General features: G+C 38.6%; 11 protein-coding genes. 2 read left to right on the top strand and 9 right to left on the bottom strand.

What is annotated here, in order from left to right; translation table 11 throughout:
- Positions 1–8: 8 nt before the first annotated feature.
- On the bottom strand, positions 9–872 hold the full coding sequence (locus tag BM179_RS07985; RefSeq protein ID WP_092014857.1) for a helix-turn-helix transcriptional regulator: 864 nt from the start codon (positions 870–872) through the stop codon (positions 9–11).
- Positions 873–1,021: 149 nt separating this feature from the next.
- On the opposite strand from BM179_RS07985, the gene BM179_RS07980 reads away from it, so the two are divergent.
- Positions 1,022–3,457, top strand: a complete 2,436-nt coding sequence (locus BM179_RS07980; protein ID WP_092014854.1) for a TonB-dependent receptor domain-containing protein — start codon at positions 1,022–1,024, stop codon at positions 3,455–3,457.
- A gap of 45 nt (positions 3,458–3,502) precedes the next feature.
- Here the strand turns inward: BM179_RS07980 and ilvA are convergent, their stop codons facing one another.
- From ilvA to ilvD, 5 genes are all read right to left on the bottom strand, one after another.
- Positions 3,503–4,771, bottom strand: a complete 1,269-nt coding sequence (ilvA, locus tag BM179_RS07975; RefSeq protein ID WP_092014845.1) for a threonine ammonia-lyase IlvA — start codon at positions 4,769–4,771, stop codon at positions 3,503–3,505.
- Positions 4,772–4,941: 170 nt separating this feature from the next.
- Positions 4,942–5,985 carry a ketol-acid reductoisomerase gene (gene ilvC / locus BM179_RS07970; protein WP_092014842.1) on the bottom strand — a complete coding sequence of 348 codons (1,044 nt, stop codon included), beginning with the start codon at positions 5,983–5,985 and terminating at the stop codon, positions 4,942–4,944.
- A gap of 58 nt (positions 5,986–6,043) precedes the next feature.
- Complete coding sequence (gene ilvN, locus BM179_RS07965) at positions 6,044–6,574, bottom strand: acetolactate synthase small subunit (protein WP_092014839.1); 531 nt, start codon at positions 6,572–6,574, stop codon at positions 6,044–6,046.
- A 138-nt stretch (positions 6,575–6,712) separates the two neighbouring features.
- Positions 6,713–8,455: a biosynthetic-type acetolactate synthase large subunit gene (gene ilvB, locus BM179_RS07960; RefSeq protein WP_092014836.1), complete on the bottom strand. Its 1,743-nt coding sequence runs from the start codon at positions 8,453–8,455 to the stop codon at positions 6,713–6,715.
- A gap of 90 nt (positions 8,456–8,545) precedes the next feature.
- Complete coding sequence (gene ilvD / locus BM179_RS07955; protein WP_092014833.1) at positions 8,546–10,228, bottom strand: dihydroxy-acid dehydratase; 1,683 nt, start codon at positions 10,226–10,228, stop codon at positions 8,546–8,548.
- Positions 10,229–10,924: 696 nt separating this feature from the next.
- Between ilvD and BM179_RS07950 the strand changes: the two genes are divergently transcribed.
- Complete coding sequence (locus tag BM179_RS07950) at positions 10,925–12,211, top strand: esterase-like activity of phytase family protein (RefSeq protein WP_092014830.1); 1,287 nt, start codon at positions 10,925–10,927, stop codon at positions 12,209–12,211.
- Positions 12,212–12,265: 54 nt separating this feature from the next.
- On the opposite strand, the gene BM179_RS07945 is transcribed toward BM179_RS07950, so the two are convergent.
- The 3 genes from BM179_RS07945 to BM179_RS07935 form a co-directional block, all read right to left on the bottom strand.
- Positions 12,266–14,029, bottom strand: a complete 1,764-nt coding sequence (locus BM179_RS07945; protein WP_092014827.1) for an ABC transporter ATP-binding protein — start codon at positions 14,027–14,029, stop codon at positions 12,266–12,268.
- 212 nt (positions 14,030–14,241) lie between these two features.
- Entirely contained in the window at positions 14,242–15,441 is a 1,200-nt protein-coding gene (gene lhgD, locus BM179_RS07940; RefSeq protein ID WP_092014824.1) for an L-2-hydroxyglutarate dehydrogenase, read from the bottom strand.
- A gap of 109 nt (positions 15,442–15,550) precedes the next feature.
- A complete protein-coding gene (locus BM179_RS07935) occupies positions 15,551–16,087 on the bottom strand; it encodes a hypothetical protein (RefSeq protein WP_092014822.1) in 537 nt (178 codons plus the stop codon).
- Between the last annotated feature and the right edge of the window lie 289 nt (positions 16,088–16,376).

Here is a 16,376-nt window from a genome sequence, read left to right as displayed (position 1 = left end):
TTAAAATCTTAATTTTTCAAACCGGATGGTGTCACTCCGTATTTCTCTTTAAAAGCTTTGATGAAATGAGATACGCTTTCATAGCCTATTTCCATGCTTATTTCAGAAACATTTTTGGAAGAATTTTCCAGTAAAAGCCTTGCATGTTCTAATCTCTTATTTTTTAACCAGAGTGCAGGAGAAATCCCGAATTGTTTCTGAAAATCTCTCTTAAAAGCGGAAAGGCTTCTTCCTGACAGTCTTGATAACTCATTCATCGACAAAGGTTTCAGGTAGTAACTGTCCATTAGAAATTCCAGGTCGGCTTTTTCTCCTTTGTAAAGACTGAAAAGGATTGACTTAAACCGCCGGGTAAAATCTATCTCAAGGGTATGAAGCAGTAATTCCTGTAATTTCAGTCGTAAAAAATGATTTAAAAGATTGGTTTTCAGGTGAAAATACGGAAAAATGGATTCTGTAAATTTGCTGAGACTTTCTGTTATTTCGAAAACCAATAAAGGATTACCTTCTTCTGAGGATGAAATAAGGTTGAGGTCTTTTTCTTCAAAAAGTTCCAGATGCTGGGCTACAAATTCCTTCAGCAAGCGCTCATTAAAGAAAAAAACCAAACTCCGGTAGCTTTTATCTATGGTTTCCTGCATCAGATAATATCCTCGTCTGATAAACACAAAACTTCCCTTTCGCACATGAATCTCCTGGGTAGAAGAAACAAATTTTTTTTCTCCTTCCAGGACAAAAATCATAGCATGCTCTTCAAAAAAAACCTCATTTCTTAAAGGTGGATCCTGATTGCGATAGGCAACAAAGGTCATGTCCTGAATTTTCAAAGACTGAAACTCTCCGGCATGAATTAAGGAAGGAACTCTTATCATAATTCTAAATTACGAATCTGAAAGCACTTTGCAAAACATCTGATTTCAGCACTTTTATAACCTTTTTTAACACTTTTTAATTTTTTTTAACTTTTAGTATGCAACGTTTGCGCTGAACTTTACATCATTGCTTCAAACTAGCTCAAATCATGTCGAAAATTTTTACACTTCTAAGTCTATTGGTTATTACTACATTCCAATTAGCCGCACAATCTACTGTTTCAGGACGGGTGGTAGATGAAAAAAAGCAAGGTTCATCCTTTGCTAACATACTGATTCTCAATAAAAAAGACTCCTCTTTTGTAAAAGGAGGTATTGCGGATACAGACGGATATTTTACACTTTCTCAGGTTGCAGGTAATACATATCTGCTAAGTATCACAGCAATAGGTTACAAAAAATATTATAAAACCATTGAAGTAAAATCAGCAGATCTTGCCATAGGTGATGTTCAGCTTGAGGTAGAAAACCAAACCTTAGGGGAGGTTGTTGTCACTGCCAAGAAGCCGCTGATCGAACGTACAGGAGACAAAATGATCCTGAATGTTGAGGCAAGTCCTATTACATCAGGACTTACAGGTCTTGAATTACTGGAAAAAGTGCCGGGAATTACGGTTGACAAAAACTCTGAAACTATCAAACTGAAAGGGAAGTCCGGGGTTTTGGTTATGATTGATGATCGTCAGACCTATTTATCGGAAGAACAATTAGCTGCATTTCTAAAAACCCTTAAGAGTGATGATATCGAAAAAATTGAAGTGATTACCAACCCTTCTGCCCGATATGACGCGGCAGGAGCAACCGGAATCATCAATATCAAGACTAAAAAAGGTAAAAATTTTGGTACAAACTATATCCTTGATCTTGGGTTGGGTTATTCCTCCTACAAGGAACAGGGAAATTTTCCTAAAAACAGCCAGGGTATTACCATGTCAACCAAAAAAGAGAAATTTGCCCTGTATGCCAATGTCAGCCGGAATTATAACACCTGGTTCAATACTCAAAATGAAAACCAAAGGTTATTAGGAGAAAGTCAGGAACTCGACGAAACGCGTATCAACAAAGGTTTAAACAAGGGTGCTAATGGTAACTGGAATGCCAAGGTTGGTCTGGATTATGATTTAAGTAAAAATACCGTTGTGGGAATTACGGCATTAGCTGCTATTTCGGATAATAATATGACCAGAACAACAGACCAGTTAAGCCAAACATCAAGCCTTACCCAGCAGATCAATATGATCAGGAATCAAATTGGTGAAAACCGGAATTATACTTTCAATACACACCTTAAGCAAACTTTTGATACTTCAGGAACAAGTCTGAATGTAGATTTTGACATGATTTTCAATCGTGATTATAACAACTCATTGTTCAAAACAACCACGATCGCCAATGAGAACCAGACCCTTGTCAACAATCAGATTATTGCCCCTTCAAATACACATACTTTTGTTCTGAAATCAGATTTCATTAAAAACCTTTCAAAAAAGGTTAAACTTGAAACAGGTTTCAAGACAAGTTTTTCTTCGAGTGATAAAGACTTCGATGATAACTTCAGAGATAATGGCGCATTGGTAAATTCCTTTTTCAGGTTCAAAGAAAATATCAATGCCGGTTATGTGATGTTAAATAGTGAGCTGACAAAAAAGCTAAATCTTCAATTAGGTTTAAGAGGGGAACAAACCAATACGCTGGGGGAAGACAGACTGGGCAATCAGATTTCAAAACAAAATTACTTCAATCTGTTTCCTACAGTTTCTTTAAATCAGAAAGTGACAAAGGATTACACCGTTTCGTTAGGCTATAGCCGAAGAATCAACAGACCCTGGGCAAATAATTTCAACACCTTCAAACGTTTCTATTCACCATTCCAGTATTTTGAGGGAAATCCGAACATTTTGCCATCGCTGAACAACAGTATTTCATTAACACACACGTTTAAAGATGCCTTCAGTTTCTCTTTCAGCTTTGTGAATGTAGATCAGTTCGCCTCTGATGTGTATGATGTTGACACAACTTATATCCCTGGAAAAAGGCTGGTTCGGGAGTCCTTTGAAAACATTAAAGGTAAAGTAAACTGGTGGAGTTTTGATGTTTCTTTACCATTCAATGTTACCAAATGGTGGAACGTAAACATTAATATCTGGTCCGGTATCAACGTGTACAACTATCAGAGAGCAGATGCGGTTGTTAATGTAAGCCAGCCATACGGAGGAACTTATATTCAGCAGACCTTCACTCTTACAAAAACACTTACTGCTGAGTTATCAGGATTTGTTACTTCCGGAGAAACCTGGGGTTTTGAGACAGGAAAACCGCAGGGTAATTTCAATATTGGTTTCAAGAAATTTATCTGGGATAAGAAAGGAACCATCAAATTATCTATTGATGACCCGGCTAACCTGAATAACTTCAGAAATACACTTACTACCAATAATTTAGTAAGTACAGGAACTTATCGTTGGGATAACCAGCGCTTCAGAGTCAACTTCACTTACAATTTTGGAAACACTAACGTAAAGGTAAATCAGCGTTCTGTAAATTCCGGAGATGGTGATGGTGGCGGAAAAGGAGGCAGAAATTAATGTTAAATTTAAAAAGCTCCCGGTTTTGAAAACCGGGAGCTTTTTTTATACCAAAAATGTAAATAAATCAGGCTTTTCATTAAGCATCTGATATTGAATCTTTTGTTCTTCCATCCTTTTCAATAAAGGCTCAAAATCTTCTTTATTTTTTAATTCTATTCCTAATAACACCGGCCCGGATTCCCGGTTTGTTTTCTTGTGATATTCAAACAGGGCAATGTCATCATCTGGTCCGAGCACATTATTCAGGAAGTTTTTCAAGGCACCTGCCCTTTGAGGAAAACGGATGATAAAATAGTGTTTTAGTCCTTCATATAGCAAAGAACGCTCTTTGATTTCCTCCGTTCGGGTAATATCATTATTTCCCCCTGAAACCAGACAAACTACATTTTTTCCTTTTATTTCATCTTTAATAAAATCAAGTGCCGCGATCGTTAAAGCTCCGGCAGGTTCTACCACTATTGCAGATTCATTGTACAATTCCAGAATCGTTGTGCAAACTTTCCCTTCAGGAACCAGAATGATATCATCCAGATTTCTTTTACAAATCTCAAAAGTCTTATCTCCAACTTTTTTTACAGCGGCTCCATCCACAAATTTGTCGATTTCCTCCAGCTCAACAACATGGCCGGCTTTAATACTTTCCTTCATAGAAGCAGCTCCGGCAGGTTCTACGCCAATAATTTTAGTTTCCGGGGACAATTTCTTAAAAACAGAGGAAGCACCCGCAGCAACTCCTCCTCCTCCGATAGCAATGAGAAGATAGTCGATTCTTACATTGGCATCCTTAAATATCTCCAGGCCGACAGTCCCTTGCCCTGAAATAATATCCATATCGTCAAAAGGGTGCACATAAGTTGCTTTTTGCTCTTCGCAAAACTTCATGGCAGCATTTGAAGCATCATCATAGGTGTCACCCACCAAAACGATTTCTACTTCTTCCCTTCCAAACATTTTTACTGATTTAATCTTTTGATTCGGTGTAGTGGTAGGCATAAAAATTGTGCCTTTTACTTTCATTTTATGGCAGGCATATGCCAATCCCTGGGCATGATTTCCTGCGCTGGCACAAACAACACCCTTGTCAAGTTCTTTTCTTGAAAGTGATGCCATTTTATTATAAGCTCCTCTGATTTTATAGGAACGTACAATTTGCAAATCTTCTCTTTTCAGGAGGATATTTGCTTCAAATCGTTCAGAAAGAATAAGGTTTTCAACTAGCGGAGTATGTATGGCTACTGAACGGATATTCTCAGCAGCTTTATAAATAGTCTCTAATGTAGGGGCTTCGGTCGGTTGATTTTTAGTACTCATATATTTGTGGCTTGCAGAGGAGAAAATCATAAGAGTACAGACTTACTCACTCTTCCGGGGGGTATTACATATTTTACAGGAAAGCAAAATTGTAAATTAACAATAATGAGTGAACAACAGAACATACTACATTCTATCATCCACTCACTATCTTATTCTAAATCAGAAGATTAGTTTCTTTCAGGACGCAAGCTGCGTACAGCTGCACCTGCCTGCCACATTTCTGATTCACGTAAGTCTTTCAATTCAGCTTCCAACTTAGGACGATAGTCTGGTTGAGAGTTCAAATCGATAGAACGGGCCGCTTCGGCCTGAGTTTTTACTGAATCATATAATTTAGCAAAAACAGGTTTTGTAGCTTCTTTGAATGGTTTCCACCAATCCAAAGCACCACGCTGAGCTGTTGTTGAACAGTTAGCATACATCCAGTCCATTCCGTTTTCAGCAACTAATGGCATCAATGACTGCGTTAATTCTTCAACTGTTTCGTTAAATGCTTCTGAAGGAGAGTGACCGTTTTCACGTAATACTTCGTATTGAGCAGCGAAAATACCCTGGATAGCACCCATCAAAGTACCACGTTCGCCAGTTAAGTCAGAAGTTACTTCTTTGTAGAAATCAGTTTCAAACAAATATCCTGAACCAACTCCGATTGCCATTGCGATACATTTTTCACGGGCAGTTCCTGTAGCATCCTGATAAACAGCGAAAGATGAGTTCAAACCTTTACCTTCTACGAACAAACGACGAAGAGAAGTTCCTGATCCTTTAGGAGCAGCAAGGAATACATCTACATCAGCAGGAGGAACGATACCTGTTTTCTCTTTGTAAGTGATACCGAAACCATGAGAGAAATACAATGATTTTCCTGCAGTCAGATATTTTTTAACAGTTGGCCACAATTCAATTTGTGCTGCATCAGAAAGCAAATAACAAATAATTGTACCTTTTTCTAACGCTTCTTCGATTTCGAATAAAGTTTCGCCCGGAACCCATCCATCAGCAACTGCTTTATCGTAGGTTTTTCCTTTACGTTGTCCAACAATTACATTCAAGCCATTATCTTTCATGTTCAATGCCTGACCAGGACCTTGTACGCCATAACCAATTACAGCGATAGTCTGATCTGACAATACTTGTCTTGCTTTTTCAAGAGGGAATTCTTCGCGTGTTACTACATCCTCAACCGTTCCGCCAAAATTAATTTGTGCCATGATTTGATTTGTTTTTTGATTTAATTTTAAATGATTGTTTCTTATTTTTTCCTGAACTTTAAACGGTTTCCCATTCTCCTTCAGGAAGGTATTCTACTAATCCTTTCTCGGTTTTACCGACCGCTACTCTTCCCGATTTAAGATACTCCAGGATCTCCCAGTTTTTGATATACTGATAAAATTCGGCAATCTCAGTTTCGGTACCGTTTTTCTCCACAACTACATAATCCAGCCCCCAGTGAACTACTTTCGCATTCCAGTCAAGGTTAATGGTTTTTATTTCGAGGGGTGTTCCCCCAAGTGGCGTGGCAATTTTAAAAAGTGCAATTTCATTAAAGACAATTTCATGATCCAAATAACCAAAAACTGCCAGAACATCTACCACCTTACGAATCTGACGAACCAGTTTTTCAACGGCATCGCGACTTTCATGACGAATCACGATGGTAAAACGGGAAACACCTTTGCGTTCTGTTTCACAAACCGTAAGCGATTCGATATTCATACGCCTTCTGGTAAATATGATTGTAATCCGGTTTAATAAACCGATCGTATTGGTGGTAAAAACCGAAAGTGTGTATGTTGTCATTTTTTTGAATTCGGATTTTATATCTGAATACTGATTAAAAGAGATTTATCAGTCTGCTTCTGATCAATATTACTTTCCGTAATTTTATTAATGTTCTATTTTAGAAAATGCTCATCAAAATGAGAAAATCTCATTTGCTTACTCCAGACGGATAGCTGCTACACTTGCTCCCGCCGGAACCATCGGGAATACATTTTCTTCTTTCTCACAGATAATTTCCAGTAAATAAGGCTTATCTGAGTTCAAAAGTGTATCCAGAGACTCAGAAAGCTGTCCTCTATCAGAAACAGTATGTCCGCTGATACCAAAACCTTTTGCAATAGTGATAAAATCAGGGTTTTGTAATTCAACGAAGGAATAACGTTTGTCAAAGAACAGGGCCTGCCATTGACGTACCATTCCAAGGAAATTATTATTCAGGATAATGATTTTTACAGGCAGTCCACTTTGTGCAATTGTTCCCAATTCCTGCAAAGTCATCTGAAAACCACCATCTCCGATAATTGCTACTACCTCACGGTCAGGTGCACCTACTTTAGCGCCGAATGCAGCCGGTAAGGCAAAACCCATTGTTCCGGCGCCTCCGGAAGTTACCAATGAATTCCATTTTTTATATTCATAGTAACGGTTTACAATCATCTGATGCTGTCCGACATCCGTAACCGTTACCGCTTCTCCTTTGGTTTTTTTGGAAAGCATTGCCACAGCCTCTCCCATTTTAATATGGTCGCCCTCGTGGAATAAATCTTTCTTCGAAATCTTCTCAAATTCTATTTCATCATATTTCTTAAACTCCGCTCTCCATTCAGTATGCTTATTCTCCTTCACTAAAGGCAATAAGGCCTTCAACGTTTCTCTGGCATCTCCTACCACCGGTGCATCGGCATTAATATTCTTGTTGATTTCTGCCGGATCCACATCAATATGAACAACCTTAGCCTGTTTGATGTATTTCTCCAGATCACCGGTTACACGGTCATCGAAACGCATTCCGATTGCGATAACAAGGTCTGTTTCATCAGTTAAGATATTAGCTCCGTAATTTCCGTGCATTCCCAGCCAGCCCACGTAATTAGGATGGTCAAAGGAAACAGCTGACATCCCAAGCAGGGTTGTCGCAACAGGAATATCAGTTTTAACCAGAAATGCATCCAATTCTTCCTGAGCCTGAGAAATCAGAATACCATGACCAGCAAAAATATAGGGTTTTTTAGCAGCATTAATTAATTTGGCAGCAGCCTCAACATGCTCCTGTTTAGGAATCAGACGAGGACGATAACTGATAATATCTACTTCTTTTTTATAGCTGAAAGGAATAGTCATTTTATCAGCCTGGGCAGTACGGGTAAGGTCTATCAATACGGGTCCTGGTCTGCCGGATTCAGCGATATGGAAAGCTTTTGCCATTACTTCCGGAATTTCATTGGCATCAACAACCTGATAATTCCATTTTGTAATTGGCATAGACATTCCGATGATATCACATTCCTGAAAAGCATCAGTTCCCAGCAAATTAGCTTTTACCTGGCCTACCAGACAAACCATCGGTGTAGAATCAAGCATAGCATCTGCAATAGGAGTCATCATATTGGTTGCACCGGGACCGGAAGTAACCATTGCAACACCTGCACGGTTTGTCATACGGGCATATCCCTGTGCGGCATGTCCTGCACCTTGCTCATGACGAACCAGAATATGTTTAATTCTATCCTGATAATCATACAAAGCATCGTAAGTAGGCATAATTGCTCCACCCGGATAACCAAAAATTGTATCAACCCCTTGCTCTACAAGGCATTGCATGATGGCCTGAGCACCTGTAAGGTATTTATCTGCTTCAGTTTTAGTGGCTTCTTCAGTCATAGTTTGCGTCTGTGCCATATTTATAATGTTTTCTAATTTATGTTCCTATCTTACGCTCTTACGGATTTGCAATCTGTAAGCAACCTGTAATGAATTTGCAATTCACCTTTACAAATCTGTCACACAGCCAAGGCTGGCAGAGCTTACGTTTTTAACGTATTTTCTAAGTACCCCTGCCTTAAACGGAGATGGTGAAGGTTTCCATGATTTACGTCTTTCTGCCAATTCTTCATCAGAAACATGTAATTGCAATACATTATTTACTGCATCAATTGTGATTTTATCTCCATCTTTTACCAGGGCAATATTCCCGCCTTCCTGAGCTTCCGGAGTAATATGTCCTACCACAAATCCATGTGTTCCTCCTGAGAAACGTCCATCAGTAATCATGGCTACTTTGTCTCCCAGACCAGCTCCCATTACTGCGGAAGTAGGTTTTAACATTTCAGGCATTCCCGGACCACCTTTAGGGCCTTCATTACGAATTACAATTACATGTCCTTCTTTGATTTCGCCTTTATGTAAATATTCAATTACTTCTTCTTCACATTCGCATACTTTTGCGATGCCTTCAAATTTCTCTCCTTCTTTTCCTGTGATTTTTGCTACAGCACCTTCTGTGGCAAGATTGCCGTAAAGGATTTGTAAGTGTCCTGTAGGTTTGATTGGTGCAGCTATTGGTTTTATAATTTTCTGCGTTTCAAAATCAATTGAAGGAACATCAGCAAGATTTTCCGCAATGGTTTTTCCTGTAATAGTCAGACAATCACCATGAAGAAGACCAATTTCCAGTAAATATTTCATTACAGCAGGAACACCGCCGATCGAAAGCATATCTTCCATATAATATTTTCCAGAAGGCTTCAAATCAGCGATTAATGGTGTACGATCTGATATTTCCTGAATATCTTTTAGCGTGAAGTTAACCTCGGCAGCACGGGCAATTGCCAGATAATGTAATACTGCATTGGTAGAACCTCCCATTGCCATTACTACCGTCATTGCATTTTCAAATGCTTTACGGGTCATGATATCACGAGGGCATATATTCAATTCAAGTAAATTTCTCATCGCCGCACCGATTGCAAGACATTCAGCTTTTTTACCTTCATGTGTGGCAGGATAAGTCGAAGAATTCGGAAGCGTCAAACCCATTGCTTCCATTGAAGAAGCCATCGTATTGGCGGTGTACATACCTCCGCAGGCACCTTCTCCCGGGATAGCATTTTGAATTACTCCTTCATAATCTTCATCAGAAATTGTTCCTGCGAACTTTTTCCCCAATGCCTCAAATGCAGAAACAATATCCAGCTTTTGTCCCTTATACTCACCGGTACGAATTGTACCGCCATATACCAGCATACCAGGGCGATTCAAACGTGCAAGTGCCATCATTGCTCCCGGCATATTTTTATCACATCCTACTACCGCAATTACTCCGTCATACCATTGCGCTCCTACTACGTTTTCTATAGAGTCAGCAATCAAATCACGGGAAGGCAACGAATATGACATACCGTTATTTCCGTTGGTCATTCCGTCGGATACTCCGATTGTATGAAAAATCAAGCCGACTAAACCATTTTCCTGAACACCTTTTTTAACATGGACAGAGAGTCCGTTCAGGTGCATATTACAGGTATTTCCTTCATAACCTGTGCTAGCAATACCAATCTGTGGCTTTTGCATGTCTTCCTTAGTCAAGCCAATACCATAAAGCATTGCTTTGGCTGCCGGATTTGTTACTTCCTGAGTAAGTGTTCTTGAGAATTTGTTTAGTTCCTGTGACATAATTTATCTTATCAATTCAAACAACAGAATTTGAATGTTGCGGGTTTAAATTATTGGTTCTTGTTCTATTAAAATAGCTTAGTAATTACACCTGAAATGTCAGCTAAAGCCAGACTTTACTCCGGATACATTTTTGAACTTTACAAAGATTTATTATCTATTTCCAAGACCAGACTGGCTTGATAACAAAAGACCTTTCTCAGGTTTGTGAGAAAGGTCTTTTGTCTGATTAGATATAATAAGAGCCCGTCTCACACCGTCTGGCAGAGTAGAATGATGACGAGAATAATATTGATGGCTTTGTAAGAATTCATAATTATGTGGCGAAATTTCGCTAACGCATTATTTATTATGACACAAATATACAGACATATATTTTTCATTTCCAAGAAAACCCCAAATAAAATTTTGAAAATACCCCAATACACAAATTATAATTTTTGTTAAAAGAATCAGGATTCAGTAGAAAATTTTCATTTTTTAAATTTTGCAAGTGATTTATTCTAAAATCAGCTTCGCTTTCAAACTATTTTATTTTTAGATAAAATTCAAAAAAATCATTTAGCGAAATTTCGCTAAATGATTTTCAGGTGATTTTGTATTAATCACAGGTATTTGTTGTAAAGTTAATACTCTATTAAACATTGGATAATATTTAGGAAGTAATCTTGATTTTCGAAAAATAAAAACAAGATTATGACTCACAATTCCTTAAAAAGCTGCCTGCAGATTCTTGCTTTGGCAGGCATTACTCTAAGCTGTAGTACTACTGATTCAGTTACACCTGTTTCATATCCGGGCAAGGCTACTGCCGCTTCTCCGAAAATACTTTTTACTACTTCTGCCGGCGTGAAGATCATGAACGGAGGATACGGATCTGCCCTGGTTCCTGATCCTAAACAAGAAGGTGTATTCTATTTACTAACCGACAGAGGCCCGAATACTGATGGCCCTCTTACCAATTCTAAAGTATTTCCGCTGGCAGGTTTTACGCCCCAGATCGGAAAGTTCAAACTTGAAGGAGATTCTTTAAAACTGATTCAAACCATTGAACTGAAAGATGCTTCCGGAAATAAAATGACAGGCCTTCCTAACCCTGCCGGATTGGGAGGAACCGGAGAAATTGCTCTTGATTTAAACAATGTAACCCTGAACAGTGATCCGAATGGTGTTGATTCAGAAGGATTGGTGGTAATGAAAGACGGTTCTTTCTGGGTTTCAGATGAATATGGACCGCATATTGTTCATCTTGATGCCACCGGAAAAACGATTGAAAAAATCAACCCTTTCTCCGGCGCAAGAGCTTTACCAAAGGTATTAGCCAAACGCAAAGTAAACAGAGGAATGGAAGGTTTAGCGATTACTCCTGATGAAAAAACACTGGTAGGTATTATGCAGTCTCCGCTGATAAATCCATCGGCTGCTGCGGTAAAAGATTCAAGGGTAATCAGAGTGGTAACTTTGGATATTGCCTCAGGAACAACCAAACAATATGCTTATCTGATGGATAACACAAGCATGACCGGAGCAAGTGAGATTACAGCTATAACGAATACAACTTTCCTGGTAATTGAAAGAGATGGAAACTACCTGGAAACCGGGAAAACAGCTCCAGCTAAATTGATTTATAAAATAGACCTTAGCAATGCCACAGACATTTCTGATGCAGAGAATAAAGATTCAGGAAAATTGATTAATGGAAAAACAATTGATCAGCTTTCTGAGACTGAATTACAGACTGCCGGAATTAAACCTGTTACAAAATCACTTGTCGCAGATGTGGTAAAAGTAATCCCGACATATCCACACGACAAAGTAGAAGGAATTGCCATTATCTCTCCTACCCTAATTGCTATCAGCAACGATGATGATTTTGGCGTAACGGATGTTAACAAGGCATTTGCTCAGAAAATATTACCCTCAACCAATACAGTTGACCGCAATACAATTTATTTTATCAAGCTTTCCACTCCTTTAAAATAACAAAAATCCCCGGGTTTTCTGAATGAAACCCGGGGATTTTGTTTTTCAATGATTCTATTCGAAATCAATTACGTCTTTTTCACCAACCTGTTGTCTCCACATAGCATAATACAATCCCTTTCCATCAAGTAATTCTTCATGTGATCCATTCTCTACAATTCTGCCTTTTTCAAGAACAAAAATCTTATCTGCATGCATAATTGTTGACAATCGGTGGGCAATTAAAATAGTCAGGTGACGGCTTTCTTCCGAAACCTGGCGGATTGTTTCTGAAATTTCCTCCTCAGTCAGTGAGTCAAGAGCTGAAGTAGCCTCATCAAATACCAGTAAATTAGGGTTTCTTAATAAAGCTCTTGCAATACTTAAACGTTGCTTTTCTCCTCCGGAAACCTTCACACCACCTTCACCTATCAATGTATTCAAACCGTTTTCTGCCCTTTCCAGCAAAGTCATACAGGAAGCTTTCTGAAGAACTTCCATACATTGCTCATCGGTTGCAGTAGGATTAACAAACAAAAGGTTTTCACGAATTGAGCCGGAAAAAAGCTGTGTATCCTGCGTTACGAAACCGATTTTTTCCCGCATCTGGTCAAAATCAATCTCATTTCCGGAATGTCCGTTATATAAGATTTTCCCTTCCTGCGGTTTGTACAAGCCTACTAATAATTTCACTAAAGTCGATTTCCCTGAACCCGAAGGACCCACAAATGCGATGGTTTCTCCCAATTTTATCTGGAATGAAATTTTTCTCAAAGCATCTTTCGTGGCAGACTGATGTCTGAATTTCACCTCTTCAAATTCAAGCGTTTCTATTTTATCAATCCGGTAAGGGTTTGCAGGTTTCTGTTCAATCGGGATTTTGAAAATATTCTCGAAGTTTTGCAATGACACCTCTGCTTCACGATAAGTGTTTACGACATTCCCGATTTCCTGAAGGGGATTAAAAAGGAAGAAGGAGTAAATATTCAGCGAGTAAAACTGTCCTATCGTAATCTGACCTTTATAAATCAAATAAATAAGAACCAAAACCATCATTGTTCTCAACAAATTCACGCAGGTTCCCTGTACAAAAGACATCGAACGAACATAGCGAACTTTCTTCAGTTCCAATGCCAGGATCTTCTGTGTGGTGGCATTAAGCTGGTTAATTTCCTGCTTGGCCAGACCCAGTGACTTCACAAGCTCTATATTTCTCAGAGACTCAGTTGTTGAACCCGCCAAAGCGGTTGACTCCTTTACAATCTGGGTTTGAATAACCTTTATTTTCTTGCTTAAAACCGAACTGACTACAGCAATAAGCGGCCCGGTAAGCAGGAATAAAGGCAAAATTGCCCAGTGAACAGAATAGGCATATACAGAAATAAAGATCAGCGCAATGGAAGATTGAAACAAAATGTTAATCCCGACCGTAATCAGTTTTTCCACATCAACTCTTACTTTCTGAAGTTTTCCCAATGTTTCTCCTGAACGCTGATCTTCAAAAGTTTCATAAGGTAGTTCCAGAGAGTGTCTTATTCCATCAGCATAAATTTGCGCACCGACTCTTTGAGTCACGGTGTTGATAAAATAATCCTGAAAATTTTTAGCTACACGGCTGATGAATGCGACTCCTACTGAGGCAGCAGAAAGCGGAATGATTGCCTTAAAAAACTGCTCTGTTGTATGTGTATCAGAGCGGTAAACCGATGCGACATCATCAATTATTTTCCGAAAAATAAAAGGATCAAGCAGAGAAAAAATCTGGTTTACAGCTGCCAGTGCCAGGGCTCCGGCTACAGTCAATCTATACTTCTGAAGGTATTGGAAAAGTATTTTCATTAGGGTTAATTCAATTAAAACCAAGCAAATACAAATGCTGACAACAATATCTCACAAATTACGAATGTATGATATTATTCAGCTTTTTTAACCTGCCCGGCAATGAATTTATGATTTATATGTAACTACACAGTTTGATTAACCCAAATAATGTTCTAAAAGTTCGTGGCTGAAAAATTACCGGCCACGAACTTAAAAATTATCACTTTATACTAAAATCTTCTTAAAGCCATTTCTGATACAGTCTGGCCAATTGCAAGTGACGAAGTTGCTGCCGGGGAAGGCGCATTCAGGATATTTATTACCTTATTATCTTCAATAATTGAGAAGTCATCCAATAAACCTCCATCGCGGTCGCAGGCCTGAGCTCTCACTCCTGCACCTCCTTCAATCAGGTCATTTTCCTGTATTTCCGGGATTAATTCCTGTAAAGCTTTTGTAAAAGCAGCTTTTGAAAAACTTCTGTACATTTCTCCGAAACCCGTTTCCCAGTATTTTGCGGCTACTTTCTGAAAACCCGGCCAGGTAAGTGTTTCCCAAAGTTCCTTGGCATTGATATCCATTTTTCTGTAACCTTCTTTTCTGAAAGCAAGTACCGCATTCGGGCCAGCCTCAATACCTCCACGCATCATACGGGTAAAGTGTACCCCCAAAAACGGGAAATTAGGATCCGGAACCGGATAAATCAGGTTTCTTACCAGATAATGTTTCTCTGGTCTGATTTTATAATATTCACCTCTGAACGGAACAATTCTAACATTTAAAGGTTCGTCCTGAGACATCTGAGCTACTTTATCTGAATACAAACCCGCACAATTGATTACCAGTTTTGTTTCAAAAGTATTTCTTTCTGTTTTAACAATTGAAAGAGAATTTCCTTTCGTTACACCTGTTACCTTTTCATTAAATAATAACTCTGCGCCTATATTTCTAAGTTTTTCAGCATATTTCTGCGAAACCACTTTGTAATCTACGATTCCTGTTTGCGGAACCCACATTCCTTCCACACCGGTTACATGAGGCTCGTATTCTTTCATTTCCGATACAGACAATTTCCGAAGTCCTTCAAGACCGTTCTGTTGTCCGCGGATGTATAAATTTTCAAGAAGGGGCTTCTGTTCTTCTTTAGTAGCAACAACGATTTTTCCGGTCAGCTCAAAAGGAATATTCTCCTGTTCACAAAAGTCAATCAGCATATGATATCCCCTGATACAGTTTGTAGCCTTCAAAGATCCTGGTTTATAATAAAGTCCGGAGTGAATTACACCAGAGTTATTCCCTGTCTGATGCACTGCCACTTCACGTTCCTTTTCCAGCACCAGTACTTTCAGTTCGGGTCTTTGCTCTTTTATTCTGAGTGCTGTAGCTAATCCTACAATTCCACCTCCAATTACAATAATATCCTGCTGCATTTTTGATTTTCTAAATTAAACATTGTATCGCGGATACAAAGATACAAAAAAGACCTGTGAGAATTAATCTGCACAGGCCAGTACTAAAGTATCTTTCCGGATTTTTAAATTACTTTTTAGGAGACATAATACTCACCCCTGTATATTCTGTTAAATTTGCCGGTAAATACAATGCTTTCAGCGTCAGGTCCCAATTTGTTACTCCAGGGTCTGACTTTTTAAAAACTTCAATATATTCGAAAGATTGAGCATTAAGTTTAGTAATCTGGTAATTTTTGATATCTCCGTCAATTGTTACCTGGAGTTTTCCGTTATTATCAATCAATTTCCATGTACCGTTTTGCGTACCGGTAGGTAAAGTTCCGACTAAAGTTCCATCCGTTTTAAACGTAATATAAGAAGCTTTTAAGGTCGGATCATCGTATCTTGGGTCACTGCGACGGTAAACTACTCTTGTTGAGTCTCCGGCTTTAAAAGAGTATTCATCATATTGCCAGGTATTCACTGCTAATGCAGCCTTAATGGCAGCATTATTTGTCTCTCCGGAATTTCCTGTGGCCGAACCCGGGGTCGGAATCCGTTCATCACATCCTGTCACTATAAAAATAGCGAACAAAGCAGTCGTTAATAAAATTAAGTTCTTCATGGTTATATTATTTTAAAAAGTGCAGGCTTTCGATAAAATATCGGATTAAAACCCGATTCATCAACATTAACTGACAAATTTACCACATAAATTACTTTTATACGGATACATATATCAAAAATCATTTTGCAGAACTGTATGAGAGTCAGACTAAAGCAAAAATCAAGCCATATCAGTTTTTGTCAGAATTTATAAAAAACACCGGAAATGAAGATGAAAATTATCGTTTTAAGGAGTATATTTCGAAATTGCCTTTAATACATAATTCTTTACTCTTCAATTATTCTAT

Origin of the sequence: Pseudarcicella hirudinis (assembly GCF_900115665.1) — a bacterium.
Classification (GTDB): Bacteria; Bacteroidota; Bacteroidia; order Cytophagales; family Spirosomataceae; genus Pseudarcicella; species Pseudarcicella hirudinis.
This window is presented reverse-complemented; position numbering and strand designations above follow the sequence as displayed.

What these genes read in the sequence shown, in the direction of transcription:
- ilvN (WP_092014839.1), bottom strand. Translation starts at nt 6,574, where the DNA reads ATGACAACATACACACTTTCGGTTTTTACCACCAATACGATCGGTTTA.
- ilvC (WP_092014842.1), bottom strand. Translation starts at nt 5,985, where the DNA reads ATGGCACAAATTAATTTTGGCGGAACGGTTGAGGATGTAGTAACACGC.
- BM179_RS07945 (WP_092014827.1), bottom strand. Translation starts at nt 14,029, where the DNA reads ATGAAAATACTTTTCCAATACCTTCAGAAGTATAGATTGACTGTAGCC.
- ilvD (WP_092014833.1), bottom strand. Translation starts at nt 10,228, where the DNA reads ATGTCACAGGAACTAAACAAATTCTCAAGAACACTTACTCAGGAAGTA.
- BM179_RS07950 (WP_092014830.1), top strand. Translation starts at nt 10,925, where the DNA reads ATGACTCACAATTCCTTAAAAAGCTGCCTGCAGATTCTTGCTTTGGCA.
- lhgD (WP_092014824.1), bottom strand. Translation starts at nt 15,441, where the DNA reads ATGCAGCAGGATATTATTGTAATTGGAGGTGGAATTGTAGGATTAGCT.
- ilvB (WP_092014836.1), bottom strand. Translation starts at nt 8,455, where the DNA reads ATGGCACAGACGCAAACTATGACTGAAGAAGCCACTAAAACTGAAGCA.
- BM179_RS07935 (WP_092014822.1), bottom strand. Translation starts at nt 16,087, where the DNA reads ATGAAGAACTTAATTTTATTAACGACTGCTTTGTTCGCTATTTTTATA.
- BM179_RS07980 (WP_092014854.1), top strand. Translation starts at nt 1,022, where the DNA reads ATGTCGAAAATTTTTACACTTCTAAGTCTATTGGTTATTACTACATTC.
- BM179_RS07985 (WP_092014857.1), bottom strand. Translation starts at nt 872, where the DNA reads ATGATAAGAGTTCCTTCCTTAATTCATGCCGGAGAGTTTCAGTCTTTG.
- ilvA (WP_092014845.1), bottom strand. Translation starts at nt 4,771, where the DNA reads ATGAGTACTAAAAATCAACCGACCGAAGCCCCTACATTAGAGACTATT.